Here is a 24,320-nt window from a genome sequence, read left to right as displayed (position 1 = left end):
TGCGAGGACCTAAGGTCGTGCCCGGGCGCCCGTGCCGGGCGGCCGCGGATCGACCGCAGGGGGGAAACCGTGCAGGCGAAGGAGACACTGTTCGCCGATCTCGTCCAGGGCAGGGCCCAGCAGTTCCAGGTGCCCCTCTACCAGCGGACGTACTCGTGGACGGAGAAGCAGCTGCGGCAGCTGTGGGACGACGTCCTGGAGCAGGCCGAGCTGCTGGAATCCGGTGACACGGCGAGTACGCACTTCCTGGGGTCCGTCGTCCTCGCGCCGTCCCCGCAGAATGAACCGACCTTCCCCCGCTGGCTCGTGGTGGACGGTCAGCAGCGGCTGACCACGCTGTCGCTGGCCCTCGCCGCGATCCGGGACCACCTCGCGGACACCGAGCCGGACGAGGCCGAGCGCATCGACGAAGACTACCTGATCAACAAGCGGAAGAGCGGCAGCGACCACTTCCGGCTGCTGCCCACTCAGGCGGACCGGGCCCCGTTCGCCGCGCACGTCCGTGGCCCCCGCGCGGAGCAGACGGCCGGCGGCAGCATCGCCACGGCCTACGGCTTCTTCCGCCGCAAGCTCGTCGAGGCGGCCGACCCGGCCGCCCCGCAGAGCGTGTTCCGCATCGAACAGGCCATCACCTCCCGGCTCACCCTGGTGGCCGTGACGGCCGAGCGCGGCGACAACGTGCACCGGATCTTCGAGTCCCTCAACAACACCGGTCTCAAGCTCAGCCAGGCCGACCTGCTGCGCAACTACCTGTTCATGCGGCTGCCCACCCGCGGTGAGCAGGTGTACGAGAGCTACTGGCTGCCGCTGCAGGAGAGCCTGACCAACGACGAGCTCGAACAGCTCATGTGGTTGCAGCTGGTGCTCGACGGGGACGACCGGGTCCGCCGCCAGGACCTCTACGCCGCGCAGCAGCAGCGCTTCGAACGTGGGGCGGCGAGCGGCCGGACGGGCGAGGAGGCCATCGAGGCGTACATCAGGGAACTGCACCAGCGCGCTCCGCTCTTCCGCAGGCTGCTGCACCCGGAGGAGGAGCAGGACCCGGCGGTGCGCGCCCGTCTGCGGCGCCTCGACGCGTGGCAGGCGCAGGCCACGTACCCCGCGCTGATGCTCCTGCTCGACCGGCGCGAGCGCGGGGAGCTGGACTCGGCGGACACCGCCCGTGCGATGTCGTACGTCGAGAGCTTCCTGGTGCGCCGGATGATCTGCCGGGTGCCGACGAACAACCTGGGCCGGATCTTCCAGGCGGTCCCCGGACAGCTGCCGCTCGGCGTGCCCGTCGCCGACGGGCTGCACCAGCTCCTCTCCTCCGACAACCGCTTCTGGCCGGACGACGACGAGCTGCGCGGAAGGATCCGGGACGCGCCCTTCTACCAGTTCGGGCGCTGGCACCAGCGCAAGATGGTGCTCCAGCGGCTGGAGGAGAGTTACGGGCATCCCGAACCGCTGGACTTCGCCGCCGCGCAGCTCACCATCGAGCACGTCATGCCGCAGTCGCCCGGCGACGAGTGGATCCGCGTGCTGGGCGAGGAGACCGCCGCCGGGGAGACCGCGGAGGACCTCCACTCCCGGTTGCAGCACACGCTCGGCAACCTGACGCTCACAGCCGTCAACGCGGAACTCTCCAACCATCCCTTCGAGCGCAAGCAGGACCTGCTCCGGGGCAGCCACCTGGAGATGAACCGCAGGATCGCCGCCACCGAACGCTGGGGCGCGAAGGAGATCCTGGCCCGCGCCGACGAGCTCGCCGACCGCGCGGTCGCCCTGTGGCCGGCCCCGCTGCGGGGAGTGGGGCGGGCGGAGCGCGGCCGGGACTGGGTGCTCGCCCACCAGTTGCTCGCGGCGCTCCCGCACGGCACGTGGACGGCGTACGGCGACCTGGCCGCGTCCATCGGCTCCGGTGCCCAGGCCGTCGGCACCCATCTGGCCAACACACCGGGCCTGGCCAACGCGTACCGGGTGCTTACGTCCGAGGGCCGGATCTCCGACGGCTTCCGCTGGGGTCCGCAGGACGCGGGCGGCGACGTCCGGGCCCGGCTGGCCGCCGACGGCATCCGCTTCACGGTCAACGGGACCGCCGACCCGGCGCAGCGCCTCACCTCCGACGACCTGGCGCTGCTGCTCTCCGGGGGCGACGCGAACCAGGAGGAGGCACAGGAGCGAGGGGGCGGCGAGGAGACGCGCGCGGACCGGTTCTTCCGTCAGCTCGCGCTGGACGACTCCCCCGGCACGGTGGCGGCGGTGCGCGAGGTCCTCGCCCGCTGGGAGGAACTCGGCGGCTGGGTCGGCCATGGCACGGGCCGAGTCACCACCAGCGCCTTCCTCATGCTCGGGGAGGCGGGTCTGCCGGGGCGCGGGATCTGGCCGCTGGTGTTCTACCCGGGCGGCGGGCGCGGCGGCACGGCCGAGGTGGTGTTCCAGTACCTGGCCGCCCGGGAGCCGTTCACCGACCGGGCGATGCGGCTCGAACTCCTCGACCGGCTCAACGCCTTGGAGGGCGTCGCGATCCCGGAGGGCAAGCTGGAGCTGCGCCCGGGCTTCCGGCTGTCCGTGCTGGAGAAGAAACGTGACCGGGAACTCCTCGTGGAGACGCTGGCCTGGTTCCGGGACCGCTGGGAGAGCCGGGGTACGGCCTGAGGTCCGGGGGCCGGCCGCGCGGTGAGGACCGGGCGCACGGAGCGGAACGGGCGCGCGTACGGGGGTGTGCGCGGGTCGCCGGTGGTCGGGGCCGGGACCCGCGCTGGTGGTGGCGGCGGGGAGGGGGCGGTCAGACGCCGAGGCGGCGGGTGAGGGGGCGGCGGAGCAGGAGGAGGGTGGCGCCGGTCGCCAGGGCCGCGGCGGCGAGGCCGAGGAAGAAGCCGGGGCCGGGGACGCTGTCGCCGGAGGCCTTCAGGGCGTTGGCGCCGATGCCGCCGCCGAGGGCGCCGGAGAGCCAGAACAGGCCGACCATCTGGCTGACGAAGGTGGCGGGGGCGATCGCCGTGGAGGCGCTCATGCCGACCGGACCGAAGGAGACCTCGCCGGCGGCCAGCAGCAGGAAGGCGAGGAGCAGCCAGAGCGGCGACACCTGGGTGCCGCCCGCGGCGAGCGTGGCGGCGGAGGCCATCACCAGGTAGGCGGTGGCCGTGGCGCCCATGCCGACGGCGTACTTGGCGGCGGTCGAGAGCCGGTCGCCCGCGCGGGTCCAGAGCCAGGCGAACACCGGGGCGAGGATCAGCACGAACAGCGGGATCGCGGACTGGAACCAGCTGGCGGGCAGGGTGCGGCCGAGGACCTCGCGGTCGGTGGAGTGCTTGGCGAACAGCGAGAAGGCGGAACCGGCCTGCAGGAACAGCGCCCAGAAGACCGCCGAGACCAGGAACAGCCAGATGTACGTGCGGACCCGGACCCGTTCCACGGCCGTGAGGAGCGGGTTGCGCAGCAGCCGCCAGAAGCAGATCACCGGCGAGGCCACGGCCAGCAGGCCGACGAGGATCATGACGTGGGGCATGCGGAAGGTGCCGAGGGCGATGTCGGTGCCGTACGCGAGGACGACCACGGTGAGGGCGGCGAGCGCGACGCGCAGCACGCGGGTGCGTTCGGCGGGCGTCGCGGCGCGCTCCGGCGCGCGGCCGACCTCGCCGAAGTGCCGGATGCCGCGGGCGTACTGGAGCAGTCCGGCGCCCATGCCGAGGGCGGCGACACCGAAGCCGAGGTGCCAGTTCACGCCCTCGCCGAGGGCGCCCACGACGAGCGGCGAGATCAGGGCGCTGACCTGGACGCTCATGTAGAAGACGGCGAAGCCGGCGTCGCGGCCGGCGCGGTCCTCGCGGTCGTAGAACGCGGCGAGCAGCCCGGCCATGTTGGGCTTGAGCAGTCCGGTGCCGCCGGCGATGAGGACCAGGCCGGGGTAGACGGAACCGGTGACCGGGACGGCCATCGACAGGTGGCCGAGGGCGATCAGCACGCCGCCGTACAGGACGGCGCGCTGGGTGCCCAGGATGCGGTCGCCGATCCAGCCGCCGGGCAGCGAGGACAGGAAGACGGCCGCCATGTACGCGCCGAACAGGATTCCGGCGTCGCCCGCGGCGAGGCCGAGTCCGCCGCGTGCCGTGTCCTCCGTCGCGTACAGCACGAGGACCGCGGTCATGCCGTAGAAGCTGAAGCGCTCCCAGACGTCGGTGAGGAAGAGCGTGGTGAACCAGCGCGGCCGGCCGAGCGGTCCGGTGCGCCGGACGGCGTCGGGCGGCTGCGGAGCGGTGTCGTTCTTCCGGAACCGCGCGTCGGCGGCGGGCGGTCTGATCGGGGCGGCCATGGATTCCTCCCTGCGGACGTGCGGCTGGGCTGCCGTCGGACGGTCGTCCGGAGAATCTGGCCGCGCCGGTTCGGGCACGGCTCGAGAATCGCTCGGGAGGGCCGTGGCCTCGGGGGGTCTCGTCGATCAGGCCGGATCAGGGAGCGGCGTCGCGGTGCCAGGCGTCGCGAGCCCGGCATGATCGGCGAGACACCCCCTCGGGAGGAATGCGCGCGGCGCCCGGCCGGGGGATGTACCGGGCGCCGCGGGTCGAGGGGACGGGCCGGCGCGCAGGAATCGTACGGCGGCGGGGCCGGGCCGCACCCCGGGCCCCGTGTGCCGTCCTGCTCCGGAGGGCCGGGACGTCCCGGGAGCCGCTGCGCTCGCTCCCGGATCCGTTCCGGGCCTCGCTCCGGGCATCCGCTCCGGAGGCCGTTTCCCTCTGGTCTGAAGGAAACCCGGCCGTCCTCGGAGCTCGCTCGGGTCCGGCTCGTCAGAAGTACGCCGGCGAGCGGTCGTCCGCCCTGCCGCGGAAGGCCCACCACTGCATCGCCTGGAAGGCGAGCAGGACGGGCAGCACGAGGAGCACCACCGGGCCGACGACGGCGAGCGTCGACGGGTCGGCGGCGGCCTCGGCGACCGACAGGTTCTCGTGCGCGCCGACGCCGCTGACCAGGGCCTGCGGGTAGTGGGTCGCGCCGAGCACCAGTACGGGGGCCAGGGCGGCGAAGCCGCTGACGAGCGGCGCCGGGCGGCGGCCGCGGGCCGCGAGCCGCGGGGCGAGCAGTAGGGCCGCGACGGCGGCGAGGAGGAGCAGGGCCGCGGGCAGGGGGTTGAGCAGGCCGTCGCGCGCGTTCCCGTCGGTGACGGCGGCCGCCGCGGTGAGGACGGCGAGACCCGCCGCCACGGGCGCGAGCCGGCCGGCGGCGCGCGAGGCGCGCGCGGCGAGCGCGCCCTCGGTGCGGACCGCGAGGAACACCGTGGCGTGCAGCGCGAAGACGGCGACCGCGGTCAGCGCCGACAGGACCGGTACGGGACGCAGCAGCAGGCCCGGGTCGATGTCGAGGTGGCCGCCGCGCAGCGGCAGCGTGCCCAGCAGGGCGCCGCCGAGCGCGCCCCAGGTCAGCGCGAGCAGCAGACAGGTCAGCAGGACGAGGCCGTCCCAGAAGCCCCGCCAGCGGGCGCCGGGCACCCGGCGGCGGAACTGCGTCGCCGCCTCCCGTACCAGCAGCGCCGCGACGGCGAGCACGACGAGCGGGTACATCCCGCTGATGACGCTGGACTCCAGGCCGGGGAAGCCGCCCAGGACGATGCCGCCGGCGGCGATCAGCCAGACCTCGTTGCCGAGGAAGAACGGGCCGGTGGTGGCGGCGACGGTGCGCCGCTCGGTGTCGTCACGGGCCAGCACGCGGCCGACGAGCCCGGTGCCGAGGGTGATGCCGTCGAGGGCGAGGTAGCCGGCCAGGAGCAGTCCCAGCAACGCGTACCAGATGGTGTGCCACACGATGAACTCCAGTGCGGTCGGCGCGATTCAGGCGCGCTCGGGCGCGATCGGGGACGATCGGGCGTGGTCGGGCGGTCGGGCGTGGTCGGGCGTGGTCGGGCGGTCGGGCGCGGTCAGAAGGTGCGGATGGTCGGCGAGGAGGGGGAAGGGGAGGCCGGGGCCGAGGCGGTCGACGGCGCGGAGGGCGAGGCGGTGGCCGGGGACGGGAGTCCCGCTGCCGCGCCGGTGCCCTCGGGGTCCTCCTCGGGCGGCCGGCCGAGCTGCGTCGCGTCCGGGCCGCGGCGCGCGAAGCGGAGCAGCAGCACCCAGTCGACGAGCACCAGGAGCGCGACCAGGCCGCCGAAGACGAGCAGCGAGGTCAGGACGGTGCCGGAGGTCAGGCCCGGGGTGATCGCGTCCTCGGTCTTCAGCACGCCGTAGACCGCCCAGGGCTGGCGGCCCACCTCGCGGAAGACCCAGCCGGAGACGTTGGAGAGGTACGGCAGGACGAGTGCCGCGGTGAGCAGCCACAGCAGCACCCTGCGGCGGATCAGGTTGCGCCTGACCATGAACAGGATGGCGAGGAGCGTGAGCGCGCCCATGAACAGCGCCGGGATGACCATGAAGACCTCGGCGGTGCGGCTGAGTCCCGGGGGCAGGTAGTCGTCGGGTCCGAAGCGTTCGGTGAAGTCGCGGATCACGGCCGCGGTCTCGGGCGAGCGCTCGCCGTACTTCGTCGGCGTCTGCTCCACGGAGAAGCCGATCTGCACGCCGCCCAGCGCGGCCGTGAGCGCGACGAAGACCGGCGCGAGAGGCAGGGCCAGCTTCATCGAGGACCAGAAGAACTCCTCGTGGCCGGTGCGCCTGCGCAGGTGCCAGGCGCTGACGGCGACGACGAAGAAGGAGCCGGTGACCATCGAGCCGGCCATGATGTGCGCGGCCGCCGAGAGGGCGTTGGTGTTGGTGAGGAGGGCCGTGAAGTCGGTGAGCCGGACCTGGCCGTCGACGATCTCGTAACCCACCGGGTGGTTGAGGAAGCCGTTGGCGGTGAGGACGAAGTAGACCGAGGACCAGGCGGTGAGGGCGACGAGCCACAGGATCACGGTGTGCGTCACCCGGCCCATCCGGTCCCAGCCGAAGATCCACAGTCCGAGCAGGGTGGATTCGGCGAAGAACGCGACGAGGGTCTCGATGGCGAGCGGGGCTCCGAAGACGTTGCCGGTGTAGTGGGTGAGTCCGCTCCACACCAGCCCGAACTGGAACTCCATCACGATGCCCGTGCCGATGCCGAGGGCGTAGTTGACGAGGTAGAGCTGGCCCCAGAAGCGGGTCTGCCGGCGGTGTTCCTCCTTGCCGGTGACGGCCCAGCGGGTCTGCATGATCACGAGGTAGGTGACGAGGCCCAGGGTGAGGGCGACGAAGACGTAGTGTGCGATGGCCGTGATCGCGAACTGAAGGCGTGCGAGTACCAGCACGTCGTCCACGGGATTGCCTCTCGGGTTCGGGGTACGGCGAAGGGAGGCCGGCCGGGCCGGCCGGCCTCCCTCGGTGCGGTTCCGTGTTTCCGGCGCGTCCGGTCGGTCGGATCAGCGGGTCAGTCGGGACGGTTACCGTTCTTGCCGCCGACCGTGTACGGGGTGGTGACGTTCTCGTACGCGACGTGCATGACCATGCCGAGCTGGGCGTGGGTGAAGTTGTGGCAGTGGTCCATCCAGATGCCGGGGTTGTCGGCCTTGAAGGCGACCTCCCACTCCTCGCCCGGGCGGACGAGGACGGTGTCCTGCCAGATCGCGCTGCCGCTCAGCGGCTTGCCGTTGTGGCTCAGGACCTGCACGTGGTGGCCGTGCAGGTGCATCGGGTGGTCCTCCTGGCCGCGGTTGAGGAAGCGGACGCGGATCAGTTCGCCCTCCTTGACCATGAGCATCGGGGCGTCCGGGAAGACCCGGCCGTTGATGGTCTGGCGGAGCGCGAAGGTGCCGTTGTAGAAGCCGAGCCACTCGTCGAGGACGAGGTCGAAGCTGCGGTCGTACGTGCTGCGGACGCCGAACGGCTGGGGCGACGGCTTGCCGTACGTCGTCTTGTCGAACTCCGGCCCGTCGAACCGCGGTTCCACGGTGCCCTTGCCGTCGGCGGAGAAGGCGATGCCCGCGTCCGGGGAGTCCTCGGAGGCCAGCCGGACCGGCTTGTCCGGCATGGTGAACTCGACGTCGAGGCGTCCGGCGCCGGCGATCACCAGGCGGCGGCCGGTCAGTTCGCCGGGCTGGTTGATGTCCATGCCGTCGATGGAGGTGACGGTGTACGGGACGCCGGTGAGGGTGAAGGTCCGGGTCAGGACGTCGCTGTTGATCAGGCGGAGCCGCACGTTCTGGCCGGGGCGCGCGGTGCGGCGGTCCAGGGTGTCGGAGGTGCCGAGGGCGGTCACGGTGCCCCGGGAGGTGTCCCAGGTGTGGGCCTGGACGGTGACGTCCTGGTCGACCGGCCGGGTCGGCTCCGCCGGGTCGATGACCATGGGGCCGAACAGGCCGCGCTGCACCTGCTCGGAGGACGACTGGTGCGAGTGGTACCAGAAGGTGCCGCGCTCCTTCACGCGGAAGCGGTAGGTGTACGTGCCTCCGGGCTGGACGGCGTCCTGGGTGACGCCGGCGACGCCGTCCTCTCCGTTGGGGACGTCGAGGCCGTGCCAGTGGGTGCTGACCGGCGTGTCCTTGAGCTTGTTGACCAGGGTGATCTCGACGAGCTCGCCCTGCTTCATGCGCAGTTCGGGGCCGGGGATCTGTCCGTTGAAGCTCCAGGCGTCGACGGTACGGCCCGAGGCGAGCCGGACCTTCGCCTCCTGGGCGGTGAGGGTGAACCGGCGGTCCGGCGTGCCGGACTTGGGGCCCTTGAGCGCGTCCACGCTGACGGCGGCGGCCTTGGTGCCGGCGGGGTGGCCGGCGGAGTGGCCGTTGCCGTGGACGCCGAGGGCGTTGGTGTGGGTGCCGGCGGAGCCGCCGTGGTGTCCGTCGTGGCCGTCGGCGGCGAAGGTGGTGCCGCCGCCGTAGTCCATCGTGCCCTTCATCATGGAGAAGGTGTCGGGGAAGCGGCTGCGCTGGGACTCGAGGGTGAGCAGGGTGCCGACGACGCCGAGGACCACGACGGTGGTGCCGAGCCGCACCGCGACCCGGCGGCCGCGCGTGCGCTGCGGGGCCGTCGTACGGCCGTCGATCCGCTCCGCCCGGCGGCGGGCCCGGAGGATCAGCCAGCTCGCGCCGGCAACCAGGACCAGCCCGTAGACCGGGTAGTTGAGCGCGGCCGGGCGGTCCGGCGGCAGGAACTTCTCGAAGAAGCCGCCGAGCGCGCCGAAGGCCGCGAGCTGCGGCGGGACGGTGATCCGCGGCGCGGCGAGGGCCTCGGGCTCCTCGGGTCCGCCGCGGCGGGCCGCCGCCCACACCTTCGGGAGGCTGAGCACGAGGGTGGCGAGCACTCCGGGCAGGAGCAGCAGCAGCGTGGTGACGGCGCGCCGGTCACCGACCAGCTCCCAGTTGATGCCGGCCATCTGGGAGAAGGTCAGCAGCCGGCCGGCGGCGAGCAGTAAGCCGAACAGGGTGAAGCCGACGGCGATCCGGGCGCCGCGGCGCAGCCGCCGGGTGTCCGGGCGGGTGGCGAGCCGCCGGACGGTGAGCGCGGCCAGCAGCCAGACCGGGAAGAGCACCAGGGAGACGATGAAGTCGAAAATGGAGATCGCGAGATACATTCCTTGCTCCGATCAGTGGAACGTGCCCGGGGGCGCTCACGGCCCTCGGGCAGGTCCCTCGACGGGTGGGGTGGTGGTCAGGCCCGGTCGACGGTCAGGGCGCTGGCTCCGCCGAGCACCTCGATGTCGTAGCGGTCCTCGGAGGTGTCGTAGTCCGGTCCGGCGAACGTGGCCCCGCCGCCCGCGGCGCCGAGGTGCTGGGTGTCGAAGGTCAGCTGGGAGACTCCGCCCCTGACGGCGATCCGGGCGGCGACGTCCTGGGGACGGCGCAGGCTGACGTTGCTGACGCCGCCGGCGACGCGGATGCTCACGGTGCCGCGCGGCCGGGGCAGCGAGATGGACACGTGGCTGGCGCCGCTGCCGAGGTCGAGGCGGGTCAGGACGAGGTCGGAGAGGTCGGCGGTGAGCCGCCCGGTGCCGCCGTCGACCTCGATCGCCCAGGCCACGGTCGGGTGGAGAGTGAGGCTGCCGCTGTGGCGGCGGACGGAGAACGGGTGCAGCCGCCGCGGGTAGCGGACGGTGACGACGCCCGCCGTGGTGTCGATCTCCGGTACGAGACCGGAGAAGGTGCCCTGGTAGAGGTGCTCGCCGTCCTTGGGCCCGGCGGCCAGCGTCAGTTCGGACGCGCCGCCGACGAACTTGAGCAGTCCGGTGGTGACCGCGCCGAGCGCGCCGTCGAAGGTCTTCTCCTGGGTGGTCATCGTCGGTTCCTTCCGTTCGTGCTGGTGGTGCCGCAGGTGGTACGGATCAGGCGTGCGGGGCGCGGTCGAGGACCTGCGCGAGGACCTCTTCGAGGCGGGCCTGCGGCTCGTCGGCCGCGCCGGCCGAGCGCCAGGCCACGAAGCCGTCGGGGCGGACGAGCACGGCGCCGTCGGCGTCCACGCCGTAACGGGAGGCCCAGTCGCCCGCCGGGTCGGTGACGAACTCGCCGCCGATCCGGTACACGTCGAGGTCGATGCCGAGGCGCTGCGCGGCCGGTCCCGCGGCGTGTTCCCAGCCGGTGCCGTCGGGGCCGGTGAGGAGCACGGGCGCCTCGCCGAAGAGGTCGAGGGCGGACAGTTCCTTGCCGCGGCAGCGCACGGTGACGTGCGGGGCGCGGGTGCCGGGCCGGCCGAGCACGCGCGGGTCGAGCGCGGGCGGCAGCCCGGTCCCTTCCTCGGTGCCGTCGCCGCTTTCGGCGCCGTCGGCGGCCTCGGGGAGCAGCGCGCCGCTCGGGTAGAGCTGGCCGAGGATGGCGGCGGCGTAGCTGGGCCGGCCGTCGGAGCCCTCGTCGTGCGAGCGCTCCTGGAGCTCGGCGAGGGCGTAGTCGATGGTGAAGCGGGCGACGGGGCGGCGCTCCGCCTCGTACGAGTCGAGGAGTCCGGGTCCTGCCGTGCGGTGCAGCACGGAGGCGAGCTTCCAGGCGAGGTTGTCCGCGTCCTGGATGCCGGTCGCGGCGCCGAAGGCGCCGGTGGGCGGCATGGTGTGGGCGGCGTCGCCGACCAGGAGGACCCGGCCCTGGCGGTAGCGCTCGGCGAGTCCGGCGGAGATCTCGAAGCCGAGGATCTTCTGGCCGGTCTTCTCGACCTGGACCTCCAGGCCTTCGACGGCGAGGTCCGGAACGCCGATCGCGGCGCGGATCGCCTCGACGCAGCGGGCCTCGTCGAAGTCCTCGAGGCGCTCGCCGCGCTCGGGGTGGTAGGGCGTGTAGAAGACCCACCGGGAGCCGTCGAGCGGCATGAGCAGGGTGCCGGTGTCGGGCCGGTCGAAGTAGCCGAGGCCGAGGTCGCGGCCGCGCAGGGGTTCGGTGAGGTCGGCCTTGAAGACCACGCTGACGGTGTGGATCAGGGTGCCGGGGCCCTCGACGGCGATGCCGGCGGCCTCGCGCACGGCGCTGCGGACGCCGTCGGCGCCGATCAGGTACTGCGTCCGTACGGTCGTCTCGGCGCCGGTGGCGGTGTCCCGGAGGGTCGCGGTGACGCCGTCCTCGTCCTGCTCGAAGCCGACGAGCTCGGTGGACCAGCGCAGCTCCGCGCCGAGTTCGGCGGCGCGGCGGGCGACGAGGCGCTCGAGCCGGTCCTGGTCGATGGAGCACCAGGTGCAGGGCGTGACCTCGGAGGTGAGCTCGGGCGCCTCGTCCTGCATGGGGGCGGAGAAGATCTCCGGGCCGGCCAGGGTCTCGGCGCGGACCATCAGCTTCTCGCTGAGCTCGGAGGTGAGCGAGCGGTCGGCGAAGATCTCCTCCTCCAGGCCGGCGGCCCGGAAGACCTCGACGGTGCGCGGGTTGATGACGCGGGCCCGCGGGTGGCCCAGGGCGCCGGGGTGGCGCTCGACGAGCAGGGGGCGGATGCCGCGGCGGGCCAGGAACAGCGCGGTCGACAGGCCGACCACGGCGCCGCCGACGATCAGGACGGGCGTCTGCTCGGTGGGAGCGGGTGTCATGGGTACCTCTCCGTTCGGGACGGTCGGTCGGGTGCGGGGGGGGTGCCGGGCGGGCGGGGTGGTGCGGGACGGTGCTGCGGGAGGGGCGGGGTGGTGCGGGACGGTGCCGGCGGGTCTGGTGGGCCGGTGGGCCCGGTGGGCCCGGTGGGCTCGGAGGGCCTGGTGGGCTCGGAGGGCCGGGGCCCGGAAGGGCGGGGACCCGGGGGGCCCGGAAGGGCGGGGTGGTGCCGGTGGGTCTTGCGCCGGAGGGGCGGGGGCCCGGAGGGCCCGGTGGGCCGGGGGCCCGGTGGGGCGGGGTGGTGCCGGCGGGTCTTGCGCCGGAGGGCCCGTTCGTCCCGGACGGCCGCCGAGGGGTCGCGGCCGTCCGGTCCGAGGGGGTGCTCAGGCGGTGCGCGGTTCGGCGACGCCCGGGCCGGTGGGCTCGGTGCCGGGTTCCGCGGTCTCCTCCCAGGCCTCGTCGTGGTGCCTGGCCTGCTTGGGCAGGAGCAGGACCAGGAGCAGGACCAGGGCGGTCAGGCCGATCTGGGCGTAGATGGTGCGCTGCAGGGCGGTGGAGAAGACCTCCCGGCGGGCGTCCTGGGCGGCGGCGCCGATGGCGGCGCCGGCCTGCGGGTCGGTGACCTGGGTCAGCGGGGCGCAGCTGGCCGGCTCGACCGTCGGGTCCTTGGCCTTGGTGCGCTCGGTGAAGCAGGTCTGGAAGGCGTCGGTGAGCTGTCGCTGCTGGTCCTCGGACACCTGGGTCTGGACCAGCGCGGTGCGGAGCTGTCCGCCGGCGTCCTTCGCGGCGGTGTCGGCGGATCCGCCGAGGAAGCCGAGGAAGATCGCGCCGATGACCGCGATGCCGAGGGCGCCGCCGACCTGCTGGAAGGCGTTGACGACACCGGATCCGGAGCCGGCGTGCTCCGGCGGGACGTCGGTGAGGATGAAGTCCAGGATCGGCGCGATGATCATGCCCATCCCGAGGCCGCCGACGAGCAGCGCCGGAAGCAGCGACCAGGAGCCGATCTCCTCGCCGCGCAGCTGGATGGTGAGGGAGATCCCGGCCAGGCCGGTGGCGAGCAGGACCGCGCCGATGACCATGACCTTGCGGCCGAGCTTGGCGGTGAGGACGGTGGCGGAGAAGGCCGCGCCGAAGCTGACGCCGAAGGACCAGGGCACTCCGGTGAGGCCGGCCCGCAGGGCGGAGAAGCCGAGGCCGTTCTGCAGGAAGAGGATGAAGATCAGGAAGTGGCCGATGGTGACCGCGAAGAACACCGTGTTGGCGATGATGCCGGCGGTGAAGGAGCGGCTGCGGAACATGGAGGGCACGATCAGGCCGGGGCGGCCCTTGTCGCCGAGGCGCCGCTGGTAGGTCCAGAAGACGGCGAGCACCGGGACCGAGGCGATCATGGCGACGAAGGACCAGAGCGGCCAGCCGAGCTCACGGCCCTGGACGAGCGGGACGAGCAGCAGCAGGAGTCCGGCGGTGAGCAGCAGGGTGCCCACCACGTCCAGCTTGATCGACTCGGGCGACTTGGACTCGCGGATGACGGCGGAGGCCGCGAGGAAGAGCAGGATGCCGACCGGGAGGTTGATCAGGAAGACCATGCGCCAGCCCTGGCCGAACAGGTCGGCGTCGATGAGGAGGGCGCCGATGATCGGGCCGCCGACCGTGGCGAGGCCGGCGACGCCGCCGAAGGCGCCGAGAGCGGCTCCGCGCTCCTTGGGCGGGAAGGCCGCGGTGATGATGGACAGCACCTGCGGCACCATGAGCGCGGCCGTGGCGCCCTGCAGCACCCGGGCAGCGACCAGCATCCCCGGGCTGCCGGCGAAGCCGCACAGCGCGGAGGCGACGGTGAAGCCCGCGACGCCGGTGAGGAAGAGCTTCTTGCGGCCGTACATGTCGCCGAGGCGGCCGCCGAGGATCAGCAGGACGGCGAAGGACAGCAGGTAGCCGGCGACGACCCACTGGACGGTGGCGTATCCGGTGCCGAGGTCGGTCTGGATCGACGGGATGGCGACGTTGACGATCGTGGAGTCGAGCAGGTCCATGAACGCGGCGAAGAGCACCACGATCAGGGCGATCTTCCGCTTCGGGTCCCCCTCGACGACCGCGGCCGCCGGAGACGGGTTCGACATGGTGCACCTCTCTTTGATCTAGACTGACCAGACAATCAGCAACTCGGATGCTTACTAGGCAGGAGTCTTTCTGACTCGTTATCTTAGTTGCTGAGATAACGATGAGGCAAGGTAACTGGAAGGACGGGGCGTATGTCAAGCGCGGAACGTGCGGATCATGCGGATCGGGCACAGCTGGCAGCGGCCGTGGACCAGGAGCTGCGCACCCTGGTGAGCCGCTCGGTGCTCTTCCACCAGGCGGTCGCCGACCGGCTGGGGCTGAGCGTGCTTGACCTGAACTGTCTGGGAGCGCTGGTGGCCCGCGGCCCGATGGCGGCCGGGCAGCTGGCCGAGGAGAACGGCGTGACCACCGGAGCCATCACCGGCGTCATCGACCGCCTGGAGGCGGCCGGCCACGTCCGTCGCGACCGGGATCCCAAGGACCGTCGGCGCGTCCTCGTCACGCCGATGCCCAACCTGGAGGCGAAGGTCTTCCCACTGTTCGAATCGCTCGGCAGTTCGCTGGCCGAGCTGTGCGAGCGGTTCACCGAGAGCGAGCTGGAAACGGTGCTTGACTTCGTCCGGTCCGCCGCGCCGATCACGCACGACGAGGCGGTGAAGCTCCGGGCCGGCAAGAGTGCCGCCAAGGGCTCCAAGCGGGCCGCCGCGGCCAAGTAAGGCCCCGGGACGGGCGGTTGCGGGCTGGTGCGTAACGAGCGTACGCACCAGCCGCCGCCACGTCACCCGGGTATTCGGCCGACCACCAGACGCAGCGGAGTGCCGCTCGGCACCACCCCGGCGAACTCGAAGCCGGCCCGCTCGAACATCGCGCCGTACTCCTCCGCCGTACGCTCCCAGCCGCCCATGACCAGCAGCATGTGAAGGTCCATCAGGGCGTCCCAGGGCGTCTCCGGCGGATCGGCCACCAGCTGTTCGAGCAGCACCACCCGGCCGCCCGGGCGGCCCGCCTTCAGGCAGTTGGTCAGCACCGTGTGGCAGGCGTCGTCGTCCCACATGTGCAGCACCTGGCGGATCACGTACACGTCCGCCTCGGGCACGCTCTGGAAGCAGTCGCCGGTCACCAGCTCGGTCCGCCCGCCCAGCGGGCCGCCCTCGCGCAGCTCGGGCAACGCCGCGGAGATCGCGTGCGGCCGGTCGAACAGCACGCCCTTGACGTGCGGATTGCCTTCGAGCAGGGACTTCAGCAGGCTGCCGTGGCCGCCGCCGACATCGCACAGGGTGTCCACGCCGGCCAGGTCCAGGGCCGCGACCACGCCCGGGTTCATGGCCCTCGACTGCGCCGCGTACCCGTTCAGGCACATCTCGCCGGCGGCGTTGTCGTCCTCGTGGAAGTACGTGAACAGGTCCTTGCCGTACGTCTCCTGGAAGGCGCAGCGGCCCGAGCGGACGCTCTCGGCGAGCTTGCCCCACATCTCCCAGCCCCAGTGCGAGCCGGTGAGCATGATGTCCGTGACCGAGCCCGGCGCGTCCGAGCGCATCGCCCGCGACATCTCGGTGTGGGCGTAACGGCCGGGCGCGGCCTGCCGGAAGATGCGGAAGCCCACCAGGGCCCGCATCAGCCGGGTCAGCGCGGGCACGTCCGCGCCGACCGCGGCGGCGATCTCCTCGACCGAGGCCGGCTCGTCGCCGACCGCGTCCGCGAGCCGCAGCTGGGCCGCGGCCTGCACCACGGCGCTGGCCCACATGCCCCAGCCGAGCTCGGCCACGGCCTGGGCGGGCGGCGGGCCGATCACGGGCGCGCCCTCGCAGGCGTCCACCCGGTCCACTTCCGGATCAGCTGACATCCTCAACCACCTTATTCAGCAAGGACCTTGTCAGGCCCGGACGGATTCGATCAGTGCGATGGGGGCCCGCTCGTGGCCCACCAGCGGCAGTCGGCGGCAGTCCTCGAAGCCCGCGGCCGCGAGCAGCCCGCGGTACTCCTCCTCGGTGCGCGCCCGGCCGCCGGTGAGCACCATGAACTCCACGTCGTTGGCGTGGACGTGGGAGGAGTGCTCGGTGTACTCCCAGTCGAGCAGCACCAGCCGGCTGCCCTGGCCGGCGGCCTTGGCGCAGTGGGCGAGCAGCTGCGCGGCCGCCTCGTCGTCGAGGTCGCACAGCACGTTCTTGAGCAGGTAGAGGCTGCCGCCGGCGGGGACCTCGTGCCGGAAGTCGCCGGCCACCAGCTCCACCCGGCCGGCCAGGCCGTCCTTCTCGAAGGTCTCCCGCGCGAAGCCGACCGCCCACGGCAGGTCCAGCAGCACGCCGCGCGCGTCCGGAACCTCCCGGAGCAGCCGGGCGAGCACCGTGCCGGGGCTGCCGCCGACGTCCACGATCTCCCGCTCCCCCGCCAGGGAGCAGCTGGCGACCAGCGCCTCGGCCGCCTCGACGGAGAGGGAGGCGCAGGTCTCGGCGTAGCTGCGGGCCTCGTCGGGGTTGGCCGCGTAGTACTCCCAGTGGTCCATGCCCCACACCGTGCGGGTGGCCGGGCAGCCGGTGCGGACCACGTCGGCGACCAGCTCCCAGGGGCGGGTCATGCCGGGTGCGTTGACGGCGATGCTGAAACCGCGCAGGTTGGGCACGTCGGAGCGCAGCAGGTGGCCGGCCTGGGTGAGCTCCCAGCGGCGGGCGTCCTGGGAGCCCTCGGCCGGCGCGACCAGGCGGTGCAGCTCGCACACCCGCAGGAAGCGCTCCAGGCTGGGCCGGTGCGCGTGGATCGCCTCCGCGATCTCGTCGGTGGTGCGCCGCCCGTCGCCGAGCGCGTCGGCGATCCGCAGCTCGGCCATGCCGCGGGCCACCAGACCGGCGGACCACTGGAAGGGCCTGAGCTCCTGCAGCGCGCCGAGCGGGCTGAAGGCGGTGTCCTGGGCCGGGGCCATCAGTGCCCGCCGTCGACGTAGAGCACGTTGCCGGTGATGTTGCCGTTGGCCGGGGAGGCGAGGAACAGGGTGGCGTTGACGACGTCCTCGACGGTGGAGAAGTGCAGGAAGGGCATGGCCTTGTTGAGGGCGGCCCGGGCCCCTTCGGCGTCGAGGCCGGCGACCCGGCCGCGCACCTCCTCGGGCAGCTTCTCCAGCAGGCCCTCCGTCACCACCGGTCCCGGCGCGACGACGTTGGAGAGGATGCCGTGCTCGAAGAGCTCGGTGCCGAGCGTGCGGCTCAGGCCGTGCAGGGCCGACTTGCTCGCCGCGTAACCCTCCGCGCCCTTCAGTCCGCGCTGCACGATCGCCGCCGACATGAACACGATCCGGCCGCCGCCGCGGGGCTTCATCGCCGGAAGCGTCGCCTGGACGGTGTGGAACGCGCCCTCGACCTCCGCCCGCAGCGGCGGCAGCCACTGCTCGGCCGGGATCTCCTCGAAGGCGGGCGCGTGCGGGCTGGGGCCGCCGGAGGCCGAGGCGTTGACCACCAGGACGTCGATGCCGCCCCACTCCTCGGTCACCTCCGCGACCGCGCGGCGCACGGAAGCCGGGTCCGTCAGGTCGAGGTGCACGGGCAGCGCCTGGCCGCCGCCGTCCGCTATCTCGGCGGCCACCGCCTTGGCGTTCTCCACCCGGCTGAGATAGGTGAGTGCGACCTTGGCGCCCTCGTCGGCGAAGGCTCGGGCGAGCGGGCGGCCGATGCCGCCGCTGCCGCCGGTGATCAGTACGACCTTGTCCTTCAGGCCGAGTTCCATGGCAACTCCCGTCCTTTCCGGCGCTGCGCCGGTGTCGACACGTCAGGGCCCGCGCCGCGCACACGCGGGCACCGCACCCCAGCTTGGAGATCGCGACTGGAGTGTCACTTGAGCGATTCGCCGCGAGCGCCGGTCCATCGGGATTCCAGTTCGGATTGAGGACGCGTCCGGATAGTTCACCGGGCGTGCTCACCACGTCCGGACTGTTCACCGGGCGTGCACACCAGACCGGGCGCGGCCACGACACCACCGGAAAGGAACCGGCGCATGACCAAGACCCGTGAAGAGCAGGGATCCCTGGACCTGAACGGCATCATCCAGCTCGGCATGGCGTTCGGCAGCGCGAAGATCCTGCTCACCGCGAACGAGCTCGACCTGTTCACCGTGCTGAGCGACAGCGGGCCGGCCACCGAGGAGGAGATCCGGACCAAGCTCGGCCTCCACGAGCGCGGTGCCCGGGAGTTCCTCAACGCCCTGGTCAAGCTGGGCCTGCTGTCGCGCGAGAACGGCCGCTACGGCAACACCCAGGCGGCCGACACCCACCTGGTCAAGGGCCGGCGGACGTACGTCGGGCGCTTCCTCAGCCGCTCCAACAGCGTGCTGTACGGCGCCTGGGGCGGTTTCACCGAGTCGCTGAAGACCGGTGAGTCCCAGATCGAGGGCCACGGCGACGACAACATGTTCAAGCACCTGTACCGCTCCGAGGAGCAGATGCGGGACTTCGTCGCCATGATGGACGCGCTCAACTGGGCCGTCGGCCCGGAGCTCGCCAAGGCCTTCGACTGGAGCAAGGTCAAGACCGTCACGGACGTCGGCGGTGCCCGGGGCAACCTGGCCGCCACGCTGATCGAGGCCCACCCGCACCTGAAGGCCACGGTGTTCGATCTGCCGGCCGTCGAGCCGGCGTACGAGGACCACATCGGCGGCCTCGGCCTGAAGGACAAGATCGCCTTCCACGGCGGCGACTTCTTCGCCGACCCGGTTCCGACGGCGGACGTCGTCATCATCGGCCACGTCCTGGAGGACTGGTCGCCGGAGCGCCGCAAGCAGCTCATCAAGTCGGCGTTCGACGCCCTGAAGCCGGGCGGGTCGCTGCTGGTCTACGACCCCATGCTCGACGACGAGCTCAGCCCGCTGAACAACCTGCTGACCAGCCTCACCATGCTGGTCGTCACGCACGGCGGCTCCGAGTACCGGGTCGACGACTGCCGTTCCTGGATGACGGAGGCCGGCTTCGCGGAGACCTCCGCCCAGCTGCTCGACACCAACGACATCCTCGTGGTCGGCGTCAAGAAGTAACCCCACGCGTGACGGGCGGCACCTCCGGGTCTTCGCGACGGAGGGGCTGCCCGCGCGCTTGTCCGCACCATCCCGCTCGCTCCCCCGCACATGAAGGGATTCCGATGTCGATCGACGAGGCACCGCCGGCCTTCCCCTTTCCGGCGCCGGACACGTTCGAGCCGCCGGAGGAGTTCCGCCGGCTGCGCGAGCGGGCTCCGGTGGCCCGGGTGACGCTCCCCACCGGCGACCGGGCCTGGCTCCTGACCCGTTACGCGGACGTGCGCGCCGCCCTGGTCGACCCGCGGCTCAGCCGGGCCGCCGCCGAGGCGCCGGAGGCGCCCCGCATGGGCAACACCACGCCCGGCCCGAAGACCATCCTGGGCATGGACGCCCCGGACCACTCGCGGCTGCGCCGCCTGGTGATGCAGGCGTTCACCGCCCGCCGGGTCGAGGCGCTGCGCCCGCGGATCGAGGAGCTCGCCGAGGAGCAGATCCGTCTGGTCCTGGTCGCTCCCCGCCCGGTCGACCTCATGTCGTGCTACGCGCTCAGCCTGCCCATCAAGGTGATCTTCGAGCTGCTCGGCGTGCCGTACGACCACGTGGACCGGCTGCACGCCTGGAGCGAGGTCATCTTCAGCCTCGGCGGCCACAGCGTCGAGGAGGTGAAGGAGGCCCGCGGCTCGATCATCGGCTACCTCCGCGAGCTGATCGAGCAGCGCCGCGAGGAGCCCGCCGACGACCTGCTGAGCGTGCTGGTGCACGCCCGGGACGAGGGACAGCAGCTGTCCGAGGAGGAGCTGCTCGACTTCGCGATGATCATCATGACGGTCGGGCACCAGTCGACCGCCAACTCGCTCGGCACCGCCCTGTTCACGCTGCTGCACCACCCGGACCAGCTGGAGCTGCTGCGCAAGAAGCCCGAGCTGATCCCCGGAGCGGTCGAGGAGCTGCTGCGGTTCAACCCGTTCGTCTTCACCGGGACGCAGCTGCGGGTCGCCACCGAGGACCTGACGATCGGTGACACCGCGATCAGGAAGGGCGAGGCCGTGATCGCCTCGCTGGGCGCCGCCAACCACGACGAGGACGTCTTCGCCGACGCGGACCGCTTCGACGTCGAGCGCACCCCGAACGTCCACCTGTCCTTCGGCTACGGCATCCACCACTGCCTGGGGGCCCAGCTCGCCCGCCTGGAGATGCAGATCGCGCTGCGCACGCTCATCGAGCGGGTGCCGGACACGCTGCGGCTCGCGGTGCCGTCCGACTGGCTGACCTGGAAGACCGGGCTCACCGCCCGCGCGCTCGTCAACCTGCCGGTGACCTGGTAGGCGGGGGCGGCGATGAGCGAGCAGTGGCAGATCTCGGTGCACAGGTCCTGCCGCCGCAGCGGGATCTGCGCGGCGGCGGCGCCCCGCTACTTCTCCGTGGGCGAGGACCACCGCACCCGGCCCGCGGCCGGGCCGGTCGCCCCCGACCCGGAGCTGATCGAGGTCGCGGAGGCCTGCCCGGCCGAGGCGATCACCCTGACCGACCTGGCGACGGGCCGGCCGGTCGAGGCCGCCCCGCAGGCGGCCGCGGAACGCGCGACGAGAGAGGCACGACCATGACACCCCAGCGCAGCACCCGCCGTTCCCTGCTCAGACGGGCCGGCTTCCTCGGCTCGGCGCTCGCCGTGGGCTCCGCGGCCCCGGCCGTGGCGCACGACGAGGGCCGCGGGCACCGCCGCAAGGACCGGCGGCCGTCACCGGTCGGCAGCTGGTCGGTGACCGTCACCATCGAGGGCGTGCCCGACGTCGAGCACGCGCACTACTCGTTCGGCTCCGACGGGCAGCTGATCCTGCAGACCCACCGGCACACCCACACCGGCATCGGCACCTGGGAGTGGACCGACGACGGCTTCGTGTACGTGACCCGGGGCCTGCGGCCGAACGCCGACGGCGGGCTGCTGAGCGAGCTGCGGATCCGGCACACGGCCCGGTTCGCCGCCGACGGCACCTTCACCTCGACCGGCACGGGCCAGGCCCTGGACGCCGGCGGGAACGTCCTGATGGAAGTCCAGTCCACGGCGGTCGGCACCCGGTTCGGTGTCGACGGCTGACCGGCCGCGGCCGGGACAGAGCAAAGGAGAGTGCTGGCATGTGTGGGATCGCCGGCTGGGTGGACTTCGCACGTGATCTGCGTCAGGAGGCCGCCGTCGTACGGGAGATGACGACGACCATGACCCTGCGCGGCCCCGACGCCGGCGACGTGTGGATCGCTCCGCACGCCGCACTGGGCCACCGCAGACTCGCCATCATCGACCTGGAGGGCGGACGGCAGCCCATGGTCGCCGAGGAGGGCGGCCGGGTCCAGGCGGCCCTGACGTACGCGGGCGAGGTGTACAACTTCCGCGAGCTGCGGGAGGAACTCGTCCTCAAGGGGCATCGCTTCACCACCCGCAGCGACACCGAGGTGGTGCTGCGGTCCTACCTGGAGTGGGGCGAGTCCTTCGTCGACCGGCTCAACGGCATGTTCGCCTTCGCGATCTGGGACGCGCGCACCGAGGAGCTGCTCCTGGTGCGCGACCGCGTCGGCATCAAGCCGCTGTACTACCAACTGCTGCCGGGCGGCGGGGTGTTGTTCGGCTCGGAGCCGAAGGCGATCCTCGCCCATCCGCAGGCGAGCCGCACGGTCGACGCCGACGGGCTGCGCGAGCTGTTCGGCGGGGTGAAGGCGCCGGGCGCGGGCGTGATCGCCGGCATGCCCGAGCTCGCCCCGGGGCACGTGCTGCGGGTCTCCCGCGACGGCCACCGGCTGCGCCGCTACTGGCAGCTGGAGGCGCACGAGCACACCGACGACCTGCCCACCACCATCCGTACGGTGCGCGAGCTGCTCGAGGACATCGTGACCCGGCAGATCGTCTCCGACGTGCCGCTGTGCACGATGCTGTCCGGCGGGCTCGACTCCTCGACGCTCACCGCCCTGGCCTCGCTCGCCAAGCAGCGCGACGGCAGCGGCAAGGTGCGGTCCTTCGACGTCGACTTCGTCGGCTACCTGGACAACTTCGAGCCGGACCTGACCCATCCCACCGCGGACTCGCCGTACGTGCGGCAGGTCGTCGAGCACGTCGGCGCCGATCACCGGCACATCCTCCTCGGCAACGCGGAGATGATCGACGCGCCCACCCGCCGCGCGGTGGTCCACGCGCTCGACTGGCCGGTGCTCATCGCCGGCCCCGGCTCCATGGACATCTCCCTGTACCTGCTGTTCCGGGCGATCCGCGGCCACTCCACGGTGGCGCTGACCGGCGAGTCGGCGGACGAGCTGTTCGGCGGCTACCCGTGGTTCCACCACCCCGAGTACGGGCAGCCCGGCACCCTGCCGTGGAGCCTCGCCCACAACCTCGGCATGCCGGCCCTGTTCGGCCCGGTCACCACCCGGGTCGACGTCCGCGGCTACCAGGCGGAGCAGTACCGTCAGGCGGCCGCCGCGGTGCCGCGGATGCCCGGGGAGAGCGGCCGGTCCCTGCAGTTCCGGGAGTCGACGTACTTCTTCCTGACCCGTTTCATGCGCACCCTGCTCGACCGCAAGGACCGGCTCAGCATGGCCGTCGGCCTGGAGGTCCGGGTGCCGTTCTGCGACCACCGGCTGCAGGACTACGTCTTCAACGCGCCGTTCGAGTTCAAGACCTTCGACGGGCAGTGGAAGAGCCTGCTGCGGGCGGCGGCGAAGGACCTGCTGCCGGAGGCGGTGCTCAACCGTCCCAAGACGGGCTACCCGATCTCCAACGACACCGCCTACGACCGCTACGTCCAGGAGCGGTTCGCCAAGCTGGTGGCCGCCGGCGACTCGGCCGTGCTGCCGCTGCTCAACCCGACGGTCGTCGAGGACGTGCGGCGCGACGCGACGGCCGCGGCGGGGCTGACCCGCATCGAGATCGACATGGCGCTGCACCTCGACGAGTGGATCTCGTCGTACGGGCTCGACCTGGCGGTCTGAGCACCACACACACGGAAGCTCCCCCGTCCCGGCCGGGACGGGGGAGCTTCCGTGTGGTGCGGGGCGGGTGCCGCGTGCGTCACCAGGCCACCGGGAGCTGCGCCGGGCGGCGGAAGGCCATGCCGGACACCCAGGTCAGCTCCTGGGTCGGGACCGCGAGACGCAGCCCGGGGAAGCGGTCGAGCAGGCCCTCCAGGGCCAGCTGGAGCTCCATCCGGCCGAGCTGGGCGCCCAGGCAGTGGTGCAGGCCGTGGCCGAACGTCAGGTGCGGGTTGTTCCGCCGCTCCAGGTCGACCCGCTCCGCCGCCGCGAAGACCTGCTCGTCCCGGTTGGCCGAGGTGATCGCCGGGAGGACCGCGTCGCCCTTGCGGATCGTCGCCCCGCCGAGCTCGACGTCCTCGGTCGCGATGCGCATGGCGCCGGCGCCGCCGCCCGCCACCGAGAACCGCAGCAGCTCCTCCACGGCGCCCGGCACCAGACCGCGGTCGGCGACGAGCCGCGCCCACAGCTCGGGCTCGCGCAGCAGCGTGATCAGCGCGCCGACCAGTTCGCCGGTGGTGGCGTGGTAGCCGGCGACGAGCAGGGTGTGGCCGAAGGCGAGCAGCTCCTCCTCGGAGAGCCGGTCGCCGTCCTCCTCGCGGGCCTCGATGAGATGGGTGAGCAGGTCGTCCGCGGGCTCCTTGGCCTTGGCGGCGATCAGCTCGCCGAGGTAGCCGTTGAGGCCGCGCCGGGCCTCCATCACCGCGTCCGGCGAGTGGGCCGATATCGAGAGCATCACGTCCGACCAGACCCGGAACCGGTCCTGGTCGGCGAGCGGCACCCCGAGCAGCTCGCAGATGACGGTGATCGGCAGCGGCTGGGCCAGGTGCGCGATCAGGTCCGCGGGTGCGCCGCCGGCGGCCATCCCGTCGAGCAGCCGGTCGGTGATCTCCTTGACGTGCGGGCGCATCCGCTCGATGTGCCGGGCGGTGAAGGCGCGGGCGACCAGCTTGCGCAGCCGGGTGTGCTCCGGCGGGTCCATGGTGAACAGGGACTTGGATCCCTTGGCGACCGGCAGCAGCCGGGGCGCGTCGGGAGCGGTCAGCGCCGCCTTGCTGAACCGCGGGTCGGCGAGGACCTGTCGTACGTGCTCGTAGCGGGTCACCAGCCAGGCGCGGTGCCCGGTCGGCAGCGTCACCGGGGCGACGGGCTCGGAGTCGCGCAGTTCGGCGTAGGCGGGCGCGGGCTCCAGCGGATCCGGCACGGGCAGCGGAAAGGTCCGCTCGGTGCTCTCGGCGGTCATGGGTCCTCCTTGTGAGCGTGGTCAGCACGACGGACGCCGCTCCGCGAGCGGAACGGCGTCCGGTGGGGCGGTGGCCCGCCGGGGCGGGAACGGGCGCGG

General features: G+C 72.6%; 18 protein-coding genes. 7 read left to right on the top strand and 11 right to left on the bottom strand.

Annotated elements, in window-relative coordinates:
- Positions 1-69: 69 nt before the first annotated feature.
- Positions 70-2,637, top strand: coding sequence for a DUF262 domain-containing protein (locus tag ACFWJO_RS04600; protein ID WP_386863355.1), 2,568 nt, complete (start codon positions 70-72; stop codon positions 2,635-2,637).
- Between the two features lie 130 nt (positions 2,638-2,767).
- On the opposite strand, the gene ACFWJO_RS04595 is transcribed toward ACFWJO_RS04600, so the two are convergent.
- The 7 genes from ACFWJO_RS04595 to ACFWJO_RS04565 form a co-directional block, all read right to left on the bottom strand.
- Positions 2,768-4,294 (bottom strand): peptide MFS transporter, encoded by a 1,527-nt coding sequence (locus ACFWJO_RS04595; RefSeq protein WP_386863354.1) that lies wholly within the window; start codon positions 4,292-4,294, stop codon positions 2,768-2,770.
- Positions 4,295-4,766: 472 nt separating this feature from the next.
- A complete protein-coding gene (gene cydB, locus ACFWJO_RS04590) occupies positions 4,767-5,777 on the bottom strand; it encodes a cytochrome d ubiquinol oxidase subunit II (RefSeq protein WP_386863353.1) in 1,011 nt (336 codons plus the stop codon).
- A 113-nt stretch (positions 5,778-5,890) separates the two neighbouring features.
- Positions 5,891-7,231, bottom strand: a complete 1,341-nt coding sequence (locus tag ACFWJO_RS04585; protein ID WP_386863352.1) for a cytochrome ubiquinol oxidase subunit I — start codon at positions 7,229-7,231, stop codon at positions 5,891-5,893.
- A 119-nt stretch (positions 7,232-7,350) separates the two neighbouring features.
- On the bottom strand, positions 7,351-9,489 hold the full coding sequence (locus tag ACFWJO_RS04580; protein WP_386863351.1) for a multicopper oxidase family protein: 2,139 nt from the start codon (positions 9,487-9,489) through the stop codon (positions 7,351-7,353).
- Positions 9,490-9,566: 77 nt separating this feature from the next.
- On the bottom strand, positions 9,567-10,190 hold the full coding sequence (locus ACFWJO_RS04575) for a hypothetical protein (protein WP_386863350.1): 624 nt from the start codon (positions 10,188-10,190) through the stop codon (positions 9,567-9,569).
- A gap of 46 nt (positions 10,191-10,236) precedes the next feature.
- Positions 10,237-11,910, bottom strand: a complete 1,674-nt coding sequence (locus tag ACFWJO_RS04570; protein ID WP_386863349.1) for an FAD-dependent monooxygenase — start codon at positions 11,908-11,910, stop codon at positions 10,237-10,239.
- Between the two features lie 381 nt (positions 11,911-12,291).
- Positions 12,292-14,028 (bottom strand): MFS transporter, encoded by a 1,737-nt coding sequence (locus ACFWJO_RS04565; protein ID WP_386863348.1) that lies wholly within the window; start codon positions 14,026-14,028, stop codon positions 12,292-12,294.
- A 132-nt stretch (positions 14,029-14,160) separates the two neighbouring features.
- Between ACFWJO_RS04565 and ACFWJO_RS04560 the strand changes: the two genes are divergently transcribed.
- On the top strand, positions 14,161-14,685 hold the full coding sequence (locus ACFWJO_RS04560) for a MarR family winged helix-turn-helix transcriptional regulator (RefSeq protein ID WP_384422089.1): 525 nt from the start codon (positions 14,161-14,163) through the stop codon (positions 14,683-14,685).
- A gap of 62 nt (positions 14,686-14,747) precedes the next feature.
- On the opposite strand, the gene ACFWJO_RS04555 is transcribed toward ACFWJO_RS04560, so the two are convergent.
- Genes ACFWJO_RS04555 through ACFWJO_RS04545 form a run of 3 tightly spaced genes read right to left on the bottom strand, consistent with a single transcriptional unit; the run spans position 14,748 to position 17,683 of the window.
- On the bottom strand, positions 14,748-15,812 hold the full coding sequence (locus tag ACFWJO_RS04555; protein WP_385696578.1) for a methyltransferase: 1,065 nt from the start codon (positions 15,810-15,812) through the stop codon (positions 14,748-14,750).
- 30 nt (positions 15,813-15,842) lie between these two features.
- Complete coding sequence (locus tag ACFWJO_RS04550) at positions 15,843-16,886, bottom strand: methyltransferase (RefSeq protein ID WP_386863347.1); 1,044 nt, start codon at positions 16,884-16,886, stop codon at positions 15,843-15,845.
- Positions 16,886-17,683: an SDR family NAD(P)-dependent oxidoreductase gene (locus ACFWJO_RS04545; RefSeq protein ID WP_384422095.1), complete on the bottom strand. Its 798-nt coding sequence runs from the start codon at positions 17,681-17,683 to the stop codon at positions 16,886-16,888. The genes ACFWJO_RS04550 and ACFWJO_RS04545 overlap by 1 nt, the downstream gene beginning before the upstream one ends.
- Before the next feature lie 267 nt (positions 17,684-17,950).
- On the opposite strand from ACFWJO_RS04545, the gene ACFWJO_RS04540 reads away from it, so the two are divergent.
- The 5 genes from ACFWJO_RS04540 to asnB all read left to right on the top strand — a co-directional run bounded on the left by ACFWJO_RS04540 (position 17,951) and on the right by asnB (position 22,939).
- Positions 17,951-18,982: a methyltransferase gene (locus tag ACFWJO_RS04540; protein ID WP_384422097.1), complete on the top strand. Its 1,032-nt coding sequence runs from the start codon at positions 17,951-17,953 to the stop codon at positions 18,980-18,982.
- 104 nt (positions 18,983-19,086) lie between these two features.
- Positions 19,087-20,289 carry a cytochrome P450 gene (locus ACFWJO_RS04535; RefSeq protein WP_386863346.1) on the top strand — a complete coding sequence of 401 codons (1,203 nt, stop codon included), beginning with the start codon at positions 19,087-19,089 and terminating at the stop codon, positions 20,287-20,289.
- A 12-nt stretch (positions 20,290-20,301) separates the two neighbouring features.
- A complete protein-coding gene (locus ACFWJO_RS04530) occupies positions 20,302-20,568 on the top strand; it encodes a ferredoxin (RefSeq protein ID WP_386863345.1) in 267 nt (88 codons plus the stop codon).
- Positions 20,565-21,059, top strand: coding sequence for a hypothetical protein (locus ACFWJO_RS04525; protein ID WP_386863344.1), 495 nt, complete (start codon positions 20,565-20,567; stop codon positions 21,057-21,059). The genes ACFWJO_RS04530 and ACFWJO_RS04525 overlap by 4 nt, the downstream gene beginning before the upstream one ends.
- 38 nt (positions 21,060-21,097) lie before the next feature.
- A complete protein-coding gene (gene asnB, locus ACFWJO_RS04520; RefSeq protein WP_386863343.1) occupies positions 21,098-22,939 on the top strand; it encodes an asparagine synthase (glutamine-hydrolyzing) in 1,842 nt (613 codons plus the stop codon).
- Between the two features lie 79 nt (positions 22,940-23,018).
- Here asnB and ACFWJO_RS04515 read toward each other — a convergent pair whose 3' ends face one another.
- Positions 23,019-24,221, bottom strand: a complete 1,203-nt coding sequence (locus ACFWJO_RS04515) for a cytochrome P450 (protein WP_386863342.1) — start codon at positions 24,219-24,221, stop codon at positions 23,019-23,021.
- Between the last annotated feature and the right edge of the window lie 99 nt (positions 24,222-24,320).

Origin of the sequence: Streptomyces sp. NPDC127092 (genome assembly GCF_042722475.1) — a bacterium.
In the GTDB taxonomy this organism is placed as follows: domain Bacteria; phylum Actinomycetota; class Actinomycetes; order Streptomycetales; family Streptomycetaceae; genus Streptomyces.
Note: the sequence above shows the minus strand (reverse complement) of the source record. Positions and strands in the feature narration are given on the sequence as shown.